General features: G+C 56.2%; 11 protein-coding genes. 3 read left to right on the forward strand and 8 right to left on the reverse strand.

Features of this window, described 5'->3' with window-relative positions:
* Positions 1-316: 316 nt before the first annotated feature.
* A complete protein-coding gene (locus FBR45_RS16270) occupies positions 317-973 on the reverse strand; it encodes a deoxynucleoside kinase (protein WP_138504198.1) in 657 nt (218 codons plus the stop codon).
* A gap of 95 nt (positions 974-1,068) precedes the next feature.
* Here FBR45_RS16270 and trhO point away from each other — a divergent pair, with 95 nt between their 5' ends.
* Complete coding sequence (gene trhO / locus FBR45_RS16275; protein ID WP_138504200.1) at positions 1,069-2,073, forward strand: oxygen-dependent tRNA uridine(34) hydroxylase TrhO; 1,005 nt, start codon at positions 1,069-1,071, stop codon at positions 2,071-2,073.
* 12 nt (positions 2,074-2,085) lie between these two features.
* On the opposite strand, the gene FBR45_RS16280 is transcribed toward trhO, so the two are convergent.
* Genes FBR45_RS16280 through FBR45_RS16290 form a run of 3 tightly spaced genes read right to left on the reverse strand, consistent with a single transcriptional unit; the run spans position 2,086 to position 4,689 of the window.
* On the reverse strand, positions 2,086-3,180 hold the full coding sequence (locus FBR45_RS16280) for a dipeptidase (RefSeq protein ID WP_138504202.1): 1,095 nt from the start codon (positions 3,178-3,180) through the stop codon (positions 2,086-2,088).
* A gap of 19 nt (positions 3,181-3,199) precedes the next feature.
* The gene (locus tag FBR45_RS16285; RefSeq protein WP_138504204.1) at positions 3,200-4,297 is read right to left on the reverse strand and encodes a D-TA family PLP-dependent enzyme; all 1,098 of its coding nucleotides are present in this window, start codon (positions 4,295-4,297) and stop codon (positions 3,200-3,202) included.
* Positions 4,294-4,689 (reverse strand): RidA family protein, encoded by a 396-nt coding sequence (locus tag FBR45_RS16290; protein ID WP_138504206.1) that lies wholly within the window; start codon positions 4,687-4,689, stop codon positions 4,294-4,296. The genes FBR45_RS16285 and FBR45_RS16290 overlap by 4 nt, the downstream gene beginning before the upstream one ends.
* 228 nt (positions 4,690-4,917) lie before the next feature.
* Here FBR45_RS16290 and surE point away from each other — a divergent pair, with 228 nt between their 5' ends.
* Both surE and FBR45_RS16300 read left to right on the forward strand, forming a co-directional pair.
* Complete coding sequence (gene surE, locus FBR45_RS16295) at positions 4,918-5,694, forward strand: 5'/3'-nucleotidase SurE (protein ID WP_138504208.1); 777 nt, start codon at positions 4,918-4,920, stop codon at positions 5,692-5,694.
* A gap of 93 nt (positions 5,695-5,787) precedes the next feature.
* Positions 5,788-7,332: a GH3 auxin-responsive promoter family protein gene (locus FBR45_RS16300; protein WP_138504210.1), complete on the forward strand. Its 1,545-nt coding sequence runs from the start codon at positions 5,788-5,790 to the stop codon at positions 7,330-7,332.
* A gap of 97 nt (positions 7,333-7,429) precedes the next feature.
* Here FBR45_RS16300 and FBR45_RS16305 read toward each other — a convergent pair whose 3' ends face one another.
* The 4 genes from FBR45_RS16305 to FBR45_RS16320 are packed head-to-tail and all read right to left on the reverse strand — an operon-like array spanning position 7,430 to position 15,826.
* Entirely contained in the window at positions 7,430-10,261 is a 2,832-nt protein-coding gene (locus FBR45_RS16305; RefSeq protein ID WP_394344387.1) for a M14 family metallopeptidase, read from the reverse strand.
* 45 nt (positions 10,262-10,306) lie between these two features.
* Positions 10,307-10,933 (reverse strand): hypothetical protein, encoded by a 627-nt coding sequence (locus tag FBR45_RS16310; protein WP_138504214.1) that lies wholly within the window; start codon positions 10,931-10,933, stop codon positions 10,307-10,309.
* A gap of 17 nt (positions 10,934-10,950) precedes the next feature.
* Entirely contained in the window at positions 10,951-12,549 is a 1,599-nt protein-coding gene (locus FBR45_RS16315; protein WP_138504216.1) for a SusD/RagB family nutrient-binding outer membrane lipoprotein, read from the reverse strand.
* A 31-nt stretch (positions 12,550-12,580) separates the two neighbouring features.
* A complete protein-coding gene (locus tag FBR45_RS16320; protein ID WP_138504218.1) occupies positions 12,581-15,826 on the reverse strand; it encodes a SusC/RagA family TonB-linked outer membrane protein in 3,246 nt (1,081 codons plus the stop codon).
* Positions 15,827-15,873 lie beyond the last annotated feature (47 nt).

Consider the following 15,873-nt stretch of genomic DNA (forward strand, 5'->3'; position numbering starts at 1 on the left):
TTTCCGTACGCATTGAGCAAAACAAACGCCCGGTTGCAGGGCTACCGGGCTTTGTAAACTCCTCTCAATATATTGTCTTGTGAGCCAGTTCTGTACAGCCTGACTAGCTATTTTTATATCACCTTGCAAACCAACATTTGTTCCTATAAAAACAATCAAACCTATCAAATGTTACCCAAAGTTGATTAACCGTAATTAGATTTTCAAAAATATAAATTATTCGGTAACCAATTTTCCTGACAAGGAAAGGCTTTATAGCGACATCCTTCCCCGATCGGTATGCTAACAAATTGACTTTTAACATCCAGAAGGCTTCTCAGCGGGTAGAAAGGTCTCTGCTGGCCAGGTGCTCGTCGATCTGCCGGGTTATTTCGGCAAAGTCCGCCGGACGCTCCGCATAGTCGAGGGTGTTAACATCCAGAATGAGCAAATCGCCCTGGTCATACTTGTCGACGAACTGGTCGTACAGCTGGTTGAGGCTGAGCAGGTATTCATCGCTAATTCGCTGCTCGAACGACCGGCCCCGCTTCTGGATCTGTTCGCGGAGTTTGGGCAGATCGGCCCGCAGGTAAATCATCAGATCGGGCGGCTGCACCAGACTCATCATGTTATCGAACAGGTTCAGATAGGTCTGGTAATCGCGCTCGGCCATTCGATCACTCTGGTAGAGGTTGCGGGCAAAGATGGCGGCATCTTCGTAGATCGTACGGTCCTGAACCACGGTATGCACCTGATGGGGATTGTCGCGATTGGCCTCCCGAATGGCCATAATTGTTTTGACCTGGGCGAACCGACTGTTCAGAAAATAGATTTGTAAGTTGAAGGCCCAGCGCGGCATGTCGGCGTAAAAATCAGCCAGATACGGATTACCTTCCACGGCCTCGTAGAGTACCTCCCAACCGTATCGGGCCGCCAGCATTTCGGCCAGGGTTGTCTTTCCGGCGCCTATATTTCCTGTAATGGCAATGTGCATTCGGGTCAGGCGCGCCCCGTGATTAGGTGAGTCGATCGGGCCGCCTATCAGCTAACCGCTGCTAACTATCGAGTGTTTTACGTTAATTTTGTTGTATGAAACCGTACCGCGTCTTACTCTACTATATTTATTCACCCATCGAGAACCCCGATCAGTACCGCGACGAGCATCATCGGCTGTGCCTGCGGCTGAACTTGCTGGGCCGGGTAATTGTAGCCCCCGAAGGACTCAACGGCACCGTTTCGGGCCTGACCGCCGATTGTGAAGCGTACATGGCCGCGCTCCACGCCGACCCGCGCTTTGCCGCTATCGAGTTCAAGGTCGACGAGGCCGACGAGCATACTTTTCAGAAACTACACGTTCGGGTAAAGCCGGAAATTGTGCACTCCGACCTGCCCGTCGATCCGCGCCGGCAAACGGGTATCCACCTGGAACCCGAGGAGTTTCAGCAGCTCAAAAACGATCCGGATGTGGTTCTGGTCGATATGCGATCGAACTACGAACATGCCGTTGGCCGGTTCAAGGGAGCGGTCACCTTCGACATGGAGAACCTGCGCGAATTGCCCCAACACGTCCACGAGATCGAACATCTCAAAGACAAAAAAATCATCACGTATTGCACCGGGGGCATCAAGTGCGAAAAAGCCAGCGCCTATCTGCTGTCGCAGGGATTTCAGAACGTGTACCAGCTCCACGGTGGCATTATCAAATATGGTATGGAAGCCGGGGGCACTGACTTTGACGGCCAGTGCTACGTGTTCGACAACCGGGTCACGGTCGACGTCAATCACGTGAATCCAACCACGGTGTCGGTCTGTTACCGCTGCGGCACCCCCACCAGCCGCATGATCAACTGCGCCAGCCCGGCCTGCAACAACCACGTTACCCTCTGCGAATCCTGTGGCGATGCGCATGGCGGCACCTGCACTGATGCCTGCAAAACCGATCCGGACCTGCGCCCCTACGATGGCACCGGCTATTACGGTAAGCAATCCGTAGGCTATACGCCGGTGCAGGGCTATATCAGCCGTCGCGGCCAGAAAATTGACCTAAGCGCACCACGACTGGCCCCTGTCAGCACGGATACGCCGTCGGCCTAGTCACCAGTTAAACTAGGGTAAGGCGTTCTGCAAAAACCGAAGCGCATTACCATAAAAAATTGCGTCGATGGCGTCGGCTGGGTAGCCCCGGGCAGCCAGCCGGTCGCCAAGTTGTTGCAGATCGGCAATAGTATCGAGATCTGTGGGCGACTGCTCCCGACCGAACGCTCCGTCGAGGTCGGACCCGATAGCACAGTGCAGCGCGTTGCCAGCCAGCTGGCAGATATGATCATAGTGATCAACGATCGTCTCGATGGTTATACCAAAGTCGGCCGGGTTACTCTGACGCTGGGTCAGCCCGGGCTTCATCATCCAGGCATCGAAACACCCGCCAATAACCGCCCCGCGCTCAACGAGCTGGCGGATCTGACGGTCGGTGAGTTGCCGCTGGTGCGGTACCAGGGCCCGGCAGTTGTGGTGACTGGCCCAAATCGGCCCACTGTAGAGCGACAACGCTTCCTCAAACCCCTCGTCGGTCAGATGGGTTACGTCGAGAATCATCTTTAGCCGATCCATTTCCCGCAGCAGCTCCCGGCCGCGGGCTGTCAGCGGACCGCTCAGCCCTGTACCGGGGGCATAGCGTCCATCACGGTAATGGGCTGGCCCTATCGCCCGCAGGCCATAAGCATAAGCCCGTTCAACGTAGGAGACGTCGATCAGCGAATCGGCCCCTTCCAGACTCAGCACGAAACCGACAGGCTTTTGATCAGCGGGTTCGCTCTGGTCCTGCCAGCGGGCAAGGTGCGCATTGAGGGCAGCCCGGTTGGCAATCAGTACCATCTGCTGTTCGTCTTCCATCGCCTGATACCAGGCCCGCTGCGCCTGCGTCATGGCCCAGGCCTGGGCGGGCGAGTTCCAGCCCGAGCCCGGCATCACAGCCCCCGAACCACCCGCATCGGTGGGGTTGACCCGGGCAATCTGCGTAGCAACGACCAGACCTATATGTCCCCGGCGGAGGTCAGGCAAGGACACCACGTTTTTACCCCGATCAATCTTGTCGGTCATGCCCTGCTCCGAAGCCCGAATGGCGGTTACCGGCTGGCGGTAGTCGCGGTTCCATTCGATGGCATTCATGGCCAGATCCAGATGGGTATCGATAATGAACATAAATGGCTGAAATGACGGGTTAATGACCCCGGGCGGTTACCTCCCACCGACCAGTCCACTGATTATTGACCACCACATCGGCCTGATCGTACAGGTTGACCGTTGGACAGATATGTACCGGCACCCCGTACCATACGTCGCCGGGCTGGTACCGGCTGCTGGCCTCCACGCGCACCACCAGATGTTCTTCACTCTGGCCTATGGGTTGCGCACTGGGTTCGTTCAGAAAAACGACCCGGGGCAACGGATTTTCGGCCGCAACGGACTTGTGGCCCAGGTCGAGACAAATAGTTTGGGGATCGACAATGGAAATGACCCGCATTAGCAGGGCGGCAGCCATGACAAACGGCTGATCGGGCAGCATCTGGGCGTAGCCCGCATCCCAGAATACAAACGTGCCGGGGCTCAGTTCCAGACCGGGCCGACGCGCATGCATGGAAAAACTCGGCGAGCCGCCCATGATTAGGGGCAGGGTTTCGCCAGCCGAATCGGCAATAGCCTGCTGAACGCCCGCAGCCAGCGTAAAGCTTTCGTCGGTACGCCGGGCACGGTCCGTGAGATCGGTATCCCGAATGTGACCGTCGTAAGCATGCAGCCCTACCACCCGAATGCCGGGTTGCGACTGGCAGTGATCGTGGAGGGCCGGAGCATCGGCGGGCTTGATACCGGTTCGGTTCATTCCCACATTCAGGTCAATGTACACGTCGAGTGGGCGGCCTACGAACAAAGCTGACAGGCGATCGGCTGCAGTTTCGTTATCGATCAAACAGGTAAAACGAACGGTGGGGTACTGCTGCCGCAGCTCGGCCAGCCGCTGTACCGATGGGCCAACGAGTGGATACGCCAGCAGGACATCCCGCGCACCGGCATCGGCCAGCATCCGGGCTTCGCGCAGGGTGGCGCACTTGAAAGCCACGATCCCCTCTGCCAGCAGCAGTTCGGTTACGGCCCGCATCTTGTGGGTTTTCACGTGCGGACGCAGACGTTCTGCCCCCTTTCCATCCACCATACCGGCAATCTGCAGGGCCGAACGGATATTAGCCGTCACCCGGTCCGGGTACACCAGCAAGGCGGGCGACGCAATGGTGTCGGGGTTTTCTACTTCGTACCAATTCATGACTGCGGCACCCGGGCAATCACATCGATCTCTACCTTGATCCCTTTGGCCAGCCCCGACTGAACGGTAGTACGCGCCGGCAACACCCCCGGAAAATAGGTTGCGTAAACGGCGTTATAGGCCTCAAAGTCGTTGATATTAGCCAGGTGGGCGGTTGTTTTCACCACATCATCCCAGGTGCAACCGGCGCCTTCCAGCAGTTCCTGGATGTTCTGCATAACGCGGTTGGTCTCTTCTTCTATCGTACCCAGCATGACCTCGCCGGTTAGATAGTCCAGGGGGGTCTGGCCGGATACGAAGAGCCAGCCATCGCAAACGAGACCGGGCGAATAGGCAGGTGTTACAAGTCCTTCTTTAACAACAGGATGATGAATGGGCGTTTTTGTGGCCATGTCGGGTTGGTTTTTACTGGCTGCAAAAGAAATAGTTTTTGTGTCCCTACCCAATTTATTTGCCCGATATCGACTCGGTAGCCCCAAAGTCCAACAGTGTATCAGGGGCTGCTTTTCCGATCATCAGGCCCACAGCCCGACCGTCGGAAAAGCAGCAGCTTCGGGCGTATTTGCGTAGTTTTGCAAAAACAGCCGGTCTTATTCATACCGGCGACATACGAACTCGTTATGGCTGACAGAAAGCCCCTGATTTTAATTTCGAACGATGACGGCATTACCTCCCACGGCATCCGGACACTCGTTGACCTAATGAAACAACTGGGCTCGGTGGTGGTCGTGGCGCCCAACAGTCCGCAGTCGGGCATGGGACATGCCATTACCATAGCTAACCCGATCCGGCTTTATCCATCCGATATTTTTGGCGAGGTGCCCGCCTATGAATGTTCCGGCACCCCCGCCGACTGCGTCAAGCTGGCCAAACACCACGTACTCAAGGATCGGGCACCCGACCTGGTGGTGAGCGGTATCAACCACGGCAGCAACTCATCCATCAGTGTGCTGTATTCGGGCACCATGTCGGCGGCCATCGAAGCCGCTATTGAAGGCATTCCCGCCATTGGTTTTTCGCTCGGCGACTTTACGCGCCAGCCCGACTTTTCGCATACGCACGATCACATCCTGAGCATTGCCAGTAATGTACTCGAGCGGGGCATGGAGCGCGGAACTGCCCTGAACGTGAACTTCCCGGGACGGACAGCAGAGCCCATCAAAGGCATCCGGATCTGTCGGCAGGCTAACGCCAAATGGCAGGAGGTGTTCGATGAGCGACGTGATCCGCATGGCCGCCGGTATTTCTGGCTGGCGGGCGATTTTGTCAACTTCGACACGCATGCCGAGGACACTGACGAATATGCGCTGTCGCAAAACTACACCTCTGTTGTACCGTGCCAGTATGACCTGACCGCCTACAGCATGATGGATCAATTACGTAATTGGAATCTGTAACCAAATGCTACCTGATTAACGAAACAAGGAGCGATCGACACCCCAGTCGGCTCGGCTGGGTCGTTCATCAGGTAGCATTCATCCCTATTAAGAATGGCACTTCTCGGCAGTATGTTAAAAACCGGCATTCGACTGACGAATGTCGTACAGCGCAGGCAGCTGAATCCGCTGAAACAACAGCGAAAGGCGTTCCGCAAACTGGTCGGCAAAGCCCGGTTTACGGAATTTGGCACCACCTACCACTTTGAGGAACTGCTCAGCGCAGCTGAATTTGGTGGCAAGCGGGAGTTCTACGAAAAATTTAAGCAGAACGTCCCCATCCACGACTACAACCGCATGTTCGACAGGTGGTGGAAACGATCGCTGGCGGGGGAGAAAGATGTAGCCTGGCCGGGCAAAGTCAAGTATTTTGCGCTGAGCTCCGGCACCTCCGAAGCAGCCTCGAAATATATTCCGGTTACCAAGTCGATGTCAAAGGCCATTCAGCGAACGGGCGTACGGCAGATCCTGACGCTGGGCCGCTACCAGAACCTACCGCCAACGCTCTACGAGAAAGGCTGTCTGATGCTGGGTGGTAGTACAGATCTGAACGCCCGGGGTGGCCACTTTGAAGGTGACCTGAGCGGCATCACCGCCAGCCGGATACCTCTTTGGTTCGAGCGATTTTATAAACCCGGCCGCGAAATTGCCCAGGAACGCGACTGGGCGCTGAAGCTCGACGAAATTACCGAACAGGCCGCCAACTGGGATATTGGCTACGTGGTAGGCGTGCCGGCCTGGATTCAGTTACTGATGGAAAAAATCATTGCCCGTTACCAGGTAAAGACCATCCACGACATATGGCCCAACCTGATGGTATTTTGCCACGGGGGCGTCTCGTTCGAACCGTACCGGGCCGGATTTGAGAAGCTCCTCGCCCACCCCATCACCTATATTGAAACCTACCTGGCTTCAGAAGGCTTTATCGCCTACCAGACCCACCCAAACGCGGAAGGTATGCAGCTGGTGCTGAACAATGGTTTGTTCTTTGAGTTCATCCCCTTCAACGAGCAAAATTTCACCGCCGATGGCGAGCTAACGGAGAATCCCCAAACGCTGATGATCGACGAGGTAGAGGAAGGCAAAGAATACGCTCTGCTCCTGTCGACCTGCTCGGGCGCGTGGCGCTACCTCATTGGCGATACCATCCGGTTCGTCAGCAAACCGCGGTCAGAAATCATCATAACGGGTCGCACCAAACACTTCCTGAGTCTCTGTGGCGAACACCTGAGTGTCGACAACATGAACCGGGCTATCGAGATGGTATCCGAAGAACTCGGCATTTCGGTACGGGAATTTACCGTGGCCGGCGTTACCCACGATACGTTGTTCGCCCACAACTGGTACGTCGGCACTGACGATCCAGTCAACCCTGACACACTGCGTAACCGGCTCGACGAGAAACTGAAAGAGCTTAACGACGACTATGCCGTAGAACGCCGTCATGCACTGAAAGAAATCACGGTTACGGTGCTGCCCACCGACACGTTCTACAAATGGATGGAGTCGAAAGGCAAGCTGGGGGGACAGCATAAGTTTCCACGGGTGCTGAAAAAAGGGCTGATCAACGAGTGGGAGTCGTTTCTGGCTACGGCCTGACTATATCCGGCGTCTATAGTCTTACCCGACCGAAACGATAAAGGCCCGGCACGAAGTCATCCTTCGTGCCGGGCCTTTATCGTTTCGGTATGACCGTTTACTTACCAATCATAGACACACCCTGGCTGTTGAGGCTGGTGCTGTACAGCTGGTTCAGCAGCAGTTTAAACGTTCCCTGTGCCTGAGCCCGGAAGGTAATTTCGGGGCCAAATGCGTACAGCTTACCCGCACCCACGGGTGCCATGAAGGCCGCCACACCATCCTGCAGGTACGACTGTCCCCAAGCCCAGCCGCTCCGCAGCGGCTTGTCGGTATCGAACCACGCCAGCGGCATTACGGCCCCTTTAGCGATGGCATCGGGCGAGAGTTTGAATACAGGGCTGTTATCGAAGTAGACGTCGGTCTGCGAAGGCATTCCCCAGGTGGCGTGCTGGGTCGAATCCAGGCTCACCCGCAACACACTGCCCGGAATGTAATACTTCTCGCCCGGCAGGGGCCGCTCCGTCCCGCTGCTCGTCATCTCCGTCAGCGCGTTCTTCACGGGTAGTTTCAGGTGATACGCCAGGTTGGTGCTCGACCCGATCGTAACGACCGTTCCACCCGCTTCCAGAAACGCTTTGATCTGTGGGATCGACTTGGCTGCGGTGATTTTTCCGAGCCGGGGGCGATATTCTTCCGGGGTAGTCTCTTCTTTGGGCTCTCGCTCCATGGCGCTGAAGATGTCATTATCCTGACCACGTACGGGCGGTATGGCCCGGGTCACGAAAACGATAACGTCGAATTTTTTCTTCAGATCACCCGCGTCGATATCGCCGGGGTAAATTACCTTCATCGGGAAGTGGTACTGTTCCATTAGCCAGCGTACCCAGCCCGACGGCATTGATCCGCCATAGGTATCCCAGAGAGCAATCCGCATGGGCGAGACTTTAACCATCGATGAGGTTGGCCGTTTGGCAACGCCCGTTACGTCGAGTCCCAGTTCTTTCACCGACTTATCGAGTATCGCCTTGGCCTTGGGTGATGCCGACACAAAGAAAGCGCCCGCTTCTACACCTGACTTACTGCCCAGTCCGTTAGGCAACCGGTACACGTCCACCCCCGACGCCAGCAGGTCATTGACCGCAATAAAGGAATTGTTGGTTCGGGCGCTCAGCAGGTATCCCCCGCCGGCAGCCCCGGCCATGCGCCCTTCGGGCGACTGCAACTCACCATAGGGCAGCTTTTTGAAGGGACCATCGAAACCATCGAGCACCCGGTCGAACTGTACATTCATCAGGTAAGCCAGCGTCCAGCCAGCGGCATCGTACGGCCGAACCGGCGGACCGCCCGGGTACTGGAAATCGTTGGGGTGGTCCTGCGGCTCGAACATGTCGAGAATGTGCGGCCGGAATGCCTGGTCGGTTTTAACTATGTACGACCCTTCGGGGTATTTTTTACCAGCCACGGTAAAGTCGGCTGTGGCCTGCTGAATCTGAATACCGGTCTTGATCAGCGCGTTAACAAACTTAACGGCCGTCGCGAAATCGGGTTGATTGGCCGGAATGATGAAGCCTCGCGGATCACGCAGGACCGGCGCTTTCATGATGGTATCATAATACTTAACCGGCATACCGCCCCCCCGTGGTAACATGCCATACTGAGCCAGGGCCGCATTGGTGGAGGTAGACGTGGGTTTCTTCGGATCGTTTTTGAAGGCTTCGTTAATGGCCTCGATCCGTTTCGGCGACAGGCCCCAGGTGTCTTTGCTACCGCGTTCGATCGAGTTTTTACCCATGCGGTAGATGTTGAACAGCAGCTCGTCGCGGTAGCGAGCCGCGTAGCCCATCACGGCATAGTTCAACGACAACGAATAATCGATAGATTGTTTGAAGTGCCACTTCTGCGGAGTTATCGGGAACGGGGTGTTGCCGTTCGGGATCAGCCGGCTCGGCACCAGCGGAATATCTTCGGGGGTTGGGCCACCTATGATTTCGGTCAGCAGGCCGATCATGTTGTGGAAGTGGGTCGTTGTGCGCAGACCGCCGTTATACCAGGTCGAGAATACCGAACCGCCCAGCCGCGTAAAGCCCGGCTTGTTTTCAGCGTTCAGCCGGTTGATCATGGCCGCGCCCAAGGCGTCGATACCCGTAACCATCAGCGGATCGAAAACGTAGTTGAAGGGGTCCCGATAAGGCGGCCCCGCCAGTACCGAACCCGCCGGCCCGCGCTGGTGGTGGTTATACATTATCTGCGGAATCCATTCGACAAACAGCTGCCGCCCGATGTTTTGGGTTTCCTTCATGTTCATGATGAAGAAGTCGCGGTTGTTGTCGTGTCCGATGTATTTCTGATAGAGCCGGGGCAAATTATCGAGCGATCGTTTCTCGGCTTTCGGCTCACGCATATACCAGTTGGTCACGATCTCCTGCCCGTCGGGGTTGGCGTGTGTCAGGAGCAGGATGTCCTGATCCAGAATCCGCATCGTCTCGGGGTCCTTGCGGCTCACCAGCTGCCAGATGGTTTCGATAAGCTGCATCGTTCCAACGGTTTCGGTAGCATGGAGCCCCCCGTCGATCCAGACAATGGCTTTCCCTTCCTGGGCCAGCGCCCGGGCCTGATCGTCGGAAAGTCCTTCGGCGCGGGCCAGCTTCTGCGAAATCTCCTTGTAACGGTCCAGCTTTTTCAGGTTCTCCGGCGACGAAACGATCAGCATGTACTGATGGCGTCCTTCTTCAGTCATACCGATGTCGACGAGTTTGACCCGGTCCGAAGCAGCCGCTACTTTTTTGAAATACGCTTCGGTCTGCGTATAGGTAGCGAGTTGATAATCGTCGCCAATGTTGAACCCGAAATGTTCTTTGGGCGACGGTATCGACTGCGCCAGGGCACCGGTCAGATACCAGCCAGACAGCAATAGAAACGTTGATAATCGAAGGAAAATAGACATCATAATAGTCTGTTTGTGAGTAATATAGAATTGGAGTTAGTTACTTGGCTATCGTCTGCGAAAGCGAACGCCAACCCGGCAGTCGCCCACTTCGCCCCGGGCCTCATCGCAGACGTTTTCCTGAAAGCCCGCAATCCGGCGGCCATCTTTCAGGTTGAGGATAAACTTAAACAGAAAATAATCATTCTGCGCCACCGTACTCAGGTTTACTCCGGTAAAAGCAGCCAGTTGAGCCGCCGTTACTGTAAACGTTTTCGGAAACTGGGTAACGGTTTCGTACAGCTTGTCGGTTGCTCCGACCCGGCTGGGCAGCGGAAACTGCGTAACGCTCGGATACAGCCCACCTGGTTGCGACAGTACGATCGGATAGGCCGGGTTTCCGGTGGCGGCTGCCTTATTAAAACCGAGGTACACATCGATGGAGTTGACCTCCGCTTTCCCGAAGCCTTCCCAGCGCAGCGTGTATTCAAAAACCTGGTTGGGTAGGTCCGCATCGTTCAGCGCAAAAAAGGAGGTATTGGCTGTCGATACCGTAGGCAGGGCTGATTTGGTCGTGTTGACGGCCACCAGCGGCACGGCGGTATACGACCAGTTTTCCCAAACGTAATTTTCCGTTTTACAACTGTCCAGGGCGATCAATCCCAGCAGGGAACAACAGATAAGTATGGCTCTCATGGTTCTCAATGTGGTTTTTATTTATCCCAGAAAACGGGGGTGGTCTGCTGAGCGGTTTGAAGCTGATCCGCTTTGCCCGATACATTTACGTTGGTGGCCAGCTCAGTTACCGAGTAGGTAAGCCGGAGCGGGAATGTGTTGAGTGGCGCGATGGGAGCCGGCAGCACCGGCAGCCCCGTCCGACGGTAGTCGTTGTACGATTCCATGCCGTTGCCGTAGAGGGCAATGTACTTCTGCGTCATGACGGCATTCAGCTTACCAGCGGCATCGGCCGCATCGTACTGGCTGCTCCGGTTGGCGACAAAGGCCGTAATCGTGGCGGCAGGCAGGGTCGGCGCCGAGTTGCCGCCCGTTGTCGAAATAGTGTTGACGCTGTTGAGGTGCGCCGTAATCCCATCCTGAAACAGCTGGCGCGCATCGCCGGTCGTACCCATCGTCAGCGCTGCTTCGGCCAGTATGAACTTGACCATGGCATTGGTGATGAACGGAAATACCCCGGCTCCGCTCCCATCGAGGTTCGTGACTACCTTGGGCGCGCCCGTCGCACCGGTGTTCGTAATGAACGTCTGGGCCGCAGTCAGGTTGTTGATCGGGCTGTTGTCGTACAGGCCACCGGCCGGATATACGCCGAAGGTGGCCTTCAAGGCGTTATCGTTGGGCGATGCGGTGGCGTCGCCCGTGTAACGACCGAAGTAACCGTTGCCGGTGGGCGTAAATCCAACCGTATAGTTCGACGTCTGCCGGAAAAAGTAGTACCGAATGCGCGGATCATCGGTGTTGAACAACCGCTCGATGAAGTTCTGGCTCATGTAATAACTTTTGCTGGCCTGGTACTCGGCCCGATGCCAGGGGTGCCGGTTGGCGGGCGTTTCGGTGGTACCGAATCGGAACGAGAAGTCCTGCGCATTGGTCGTGATCAGAGGGGCGTTGGCGGTTAGCAGGGCGTTGATACCAGCTTTTGCCTTCTCGGGCTGCACCAGCCGGATCTGATTGAACAGTTTCAGCTTCAGCGAATTGGCCATGCGTATCCAGGCATTTTTATCACCTCTGTAGATAATATCGGCCGTTGTGGGCTGAATGGCAAACGCACCTTTGTTGGCGTCGGCCAGGGCCTCGTCGATCAGCACGAAGAGCTTGTCGTAGATGGCAGCTCCGCTCTCGAAGGCGGGGTCCGACACAGTAAGGCCCTGCGAGGCATCCGAATACGGAATGTCACCCCACAAATCGACCATCATGCTATAGACATAGGCTTTTTCCAGCTTGGCAATGGCCACATAATCCCAGCGTTGCAGCCGGGTCCCCTCCCGGATAATGATGTCAACATCGTTGAGCATCTGGGTATAGAGGCTGTTCCAGGATTGCTGATAATCGGTGCCATCCTGAAAATTACGGCTGGTCGTGCTCGTATACAGGTGCTGAACCAGGATTGATGTTCCCTGATTCACGTCGCGCAGACTGCCGGCCATCGACAGCTGGGTGGCGGGCAGGAGCAGCTCCAGCACCGGCGTAGTGGGGTTATTCGGGTCGGTATTGATATCGACGAACTCTTTGCAGCTTCCCCCGATAAACAGCAGACTTAGCAAAAAAGCCGTTCGTATGGTTGCGATACGTATCATAAAATGCCAGGTATAGATGAATAGAGGAAAATCAGAAGCTAAACCGCAGGTTGACGCCCAGACGGCGGGTGGTGGGAATACCGATGAAGTCGAAGCCCTGCGAGTTACCCGCACCCAGCGAGCTGACCTCCGGATCGAAGTTCAGGTATTTGGGAAAGTTGGGGGCCAGATACCACAGGTTGCGGCCACTCACCGACAGAAAAGCCGATCCGAACGGGGTTTTGGCCAGCCAGCGTTTGGGCAGCTGGTACCCCAGCGACACCTCGCGCAGCCGGAAAACTGTAGCGTCGAGTACGTTCACCTCAGCCGCTCCACCGGGGCCAAACCCACCCGTGAAGTAGTAGTCGGCAACCGCGATACCGATGTTGTTCGGTATTTTACGGCCTTCCCCATCCAGCAGGGGTTTGAGCGTATTTACGTCACCCAGCACACCGGGTCCGACCAGGATTGCCTCCCGCTCTTCGGTATCTTTGGTAGCCCCCCGACTCAACAGCTCATAGGCCGTGAAGGAGTACATATCCCCTCCCTGCTTCCAATCGAACAGCGCACTCAGGGTCAGACCCTTATAGCTGAACGTATTGGTAACGCCCAGGATAAAATCCGGGTTGGGGTTGCCAATAGCCGCCGTCTTGCCGCTCAGGATTGGCTTACCCGTGTTGGGGTTCACCAGTATGTTTCCTTCATCGTCGCGGGCGTAGGTAGAGCCACGAATCTGGCCGTAAGGCTGTCCCGCAATGTGCACGCTTCCCAGATCGGAGAACCCGCCGTAGGGCAGCTCTTTCAGGGCGCCGATGTCCAGCACGATGTTGCGGTTCAGGGTAAAGGCCGACGACAGGTTCCAGGTAAAGCCGTTGTTCAGTTTGACGGGTGTAGCGTTCAGCCCAATCTCCACCCCTTCGTTCGAGGAGCGGCCCAGGTTGATCACCTTCTGGGTATAGCCCGACGACGGTACGGCATTGACGGTAAAGATCTGCGACGTACTGATCTTGTTGTAATACGTTACGTCGAGCCCGATCCGGTTATTGAAGAACTGAAGTTCCGTACCGATCTCAAGTTCGGTAATAAATTCGGGCTTCAGGCTTGCGTTGGCCAGCAGATCCGACTCGGTCAGCGAGCTTTGTCCGGCGAAGGGCGACGCTATGCTTCCCGTGCCGGTGCCCACGCCCAGTACCGGGTTGGCGATGTAGACCGTCTGCGTCTGGTAGGGCGTGGCTTCGTTACCCACCCGAGTGTAGCCCGCCCGGAACTTACCGAACGACAGTATGCTCTTGGGCAGCTGAAACGCTTCGGTAAAAATGAGCGAGGCACTGGCCCCACCGTACAGATAGCTGCGGTTGCTGGCCGGCAGCGTTGACGAGACATCGTTACGGGCTACCAGGTTCAGGAAAGCGTAGTTCTTGTAGTCGAGCGAGATATCCGTGAAGAAAGCATAGTACCGCTGTTTGAAGTTATTCCGGTTGTTGGGCAGCACCCGCGGAATCGTTACGCTGGTGTTGTTGAGCGAGTTGATGCCCCGGAAAATGATACCATCGCCAAACACAACGGCCCGTTCGGTGACGCGCTGGTTCACGTTGTTGCCCAGAATCACTTTCAGCCCTATGTTTTCATTGATCGGCTTGGTGGCGGTCAGCAACAGGGTATTGTCCAGCTCCTGCCGGTAGATGTTGTCATTGGTAATGTTGCCGTTCGGGAAGTAATCACCCCCTTTGCCGTTCACCACCGTGCGCCGGTCGGTATAGGCGTTGAAACCAACCGTATTCTGCACGTTCAGCCAGGGAAGCGGATCGACGCCCAGGACGACATTTCCGTAGTAGCGATCTACCTTGCTCGTTGTAGGACTGTTGACGACAGACCAGTAGGGATTGTCCGTTCCGACGCGGTCGTAGACATTGTTTCCGTTGAGCGGGTTGGTATTCGGGAAGCCGGTGAGGTCATAGCTCGTCGGCACAAACATCAGAATGTCCAGAATGGAGCTACCGGCCCCGTTGGCCGCCGACACCTGGGGCGACACCTGGTTGGTATTGACGTAGTTGATAGACCCGCCCACGTAGAACTTATTATCCAGCTGGGCATTGCCACCCAGGTTGACAGCGGTCCGGGTAATCTGGTTTTCGGGTACGACGCCCTGGTTCCCCGTGCGCGACAGCCCCGCCGTAAAGCTACCCTTCTCGCTGCCACTCGACACCGAGATGGCATTCTCGAAGACGCTGCCCGTCCGGAAGAAATTTCGCGCATTATCCTGGGAGTACGACTGATAGGGCACCTGAATCGGCGTGATTCCATCAGCCTGGTAAAACTGCGGGAATACCGTTGACGGGTAGCGGTTATTAGTCGTGAGCGGGTGCGGAATGGTTTTTCGGGTCGGAATCAGACTCGTAATCCCTTCGTACGGTGGCCCCCAGGACCCAAATACACCACTGCGGTAATCGAAGTTTGTCCCCTGCCCATAGCTGGTCTGGTAGTCGGGCAGACCGGCCACGGTCTCCATTGAATACCCGGTGTTATAGGTAATTTCAAGTCCTTTCCGACTCTGGCGCTTACCAGCTTTGGTGGTAACGATAATGGCTCCGTTGGCCGCCCGCGATCCGTAAAGCGCAGCCGCTGCCGCGCCTTTGAGTACCGTCATGGTCAGGATGTTGTTGGGATCGAGGTCAAAGGCCCGGTTCGTAATGGTCGAGCCGCCTACGAAACCATCCGTGCTGCCGAAGCTGGAGTTATCGAAGGGCACACCATCGACCACAAACAGGGGCTGGTTGTTGTTACCCAGCGACGAATTTCCGCGAATGGTGATGTTGGTAGCACCACCGGCGGCTCCGCCCGACCCCTGAATGTTGACCCCGGCCACTTTACCGGTCAGCGCCCGTAACGGATCGGGTTCCGATTTCTGGGCCAGCTGGTTGGCGTCCAGCGTCGAGACAGCATAGCCCAGGGCGTTTTTGTCGCGCTTGATACCGGCAGCCGTCACGACCACCTCGCTGAGTTGTTTGGTGTCGGCGGTCAGCTCCACGTCGATAACCTGCTGGTTGCCGACCGTTACCTCTTTCGACTGGAAACCAACCGACGAGAAGACCAGGACTGCCGTGCGGCCAGACACCGTTAGTTCGTACTGCCCGCGCGCATCAGTCACCGTTCCGACGGTACTTCCCTTCACCGTTATGGTCGTGCCGGGCAGCGCTTCCTTACCCGTTCCGTCGATCACTTTGCCGCGTACAGCTCGCTGTTGCGCAACTAACAAACCGGGTAGAAGTAAGAGAAAAAGTAGTACCTGTATTTTCATGCTGTTCTGGATTAGATGTGTACATAGGTGATTAATACATGAGAGAT

The organism is Spirosoma lacussanchae (assembly GCF_005870035.1).
Taxonomy (GTDB): domain Bacteria; phylum Bacteroidota; class Bacteroidia; order Cytophagales; family Spirosomataceae; genus Spirosoma; species Spirosoma lacussanchae.

Coding starts and splice junctions, on each gene's coding strand:
- FBR45_RS16270 (WP_138504198.1), bottom strand. CDS start 973: ATGCACATTGCCATTACAGGAAATATAGGCGCCGGAAAGACAACCCTG.
- trhO (WP_138504200.1), top strand. CDS start 1,069: ATGAAACCGTACCGCGTCTTACTCTACTATATTTATTCACCCATCGAG.
- FBR45_RS16280 (WP_138504202.1), bottom strand. CDS start 3,180: ATGTTCATTATCGATACCCATCTGGATCTGGCCATGAATGCCATCGAA.
- FBR45_RS16285 (WP_138504204.1), bottom strand. CDS start 4,297: ATGAATTGGTACGAAGTAGAAAACCCCGACACCATTGCGTCGCCCGCC.
- FBR45_RS16290 (WP_138504206.1), bottom strand. CDS start 4,689: ATGGCCACAAAAACGCCCATTCATCATCCTGTTGTTAAAGAAGGACTT.
- surE (WP_138504208.1), top strand. CDS start 4,918: ATGGCTGACAGAAAGCCCCTGATTTTAATTTCGAACGATGACGGCATT.
- FBR45_RS16300 (WP_138504210.1), top strand. CDS start 5,788: ATGGCACTTCTCGGCAGTATGTTAAAAACCGGCATTCGACTGACGAAT.
- FBR45_RS16305 (WP_394344387.1), bottom strand. CDS start 10,261: ATGATGTCTATTTTCCTTCGATTATCAACGTTTCTATTGCTGTCTGGC.
- FBR45_RS16310 (WP_138504214.1), bottom strand. CDS start 10,933: ATGAGAGCCATACTTATCTGTTGTTCCCTGCTGGGATTGATCGCCCTG.
- FBR45_RS16315 (WP_138504216.1), bottom strand. CDS start 12,549: ATGATACGTATCGCAACCATACGAACGGCTTTTTTGCTAAGTCTGCTG.
- FBR45_RS16320 (WP_138504218.1), bottom strand. CDS start 15,826: ATGAAAATACAGGTACTACTTTTTCTCTTACTTCTACCCGGTTTGTTA.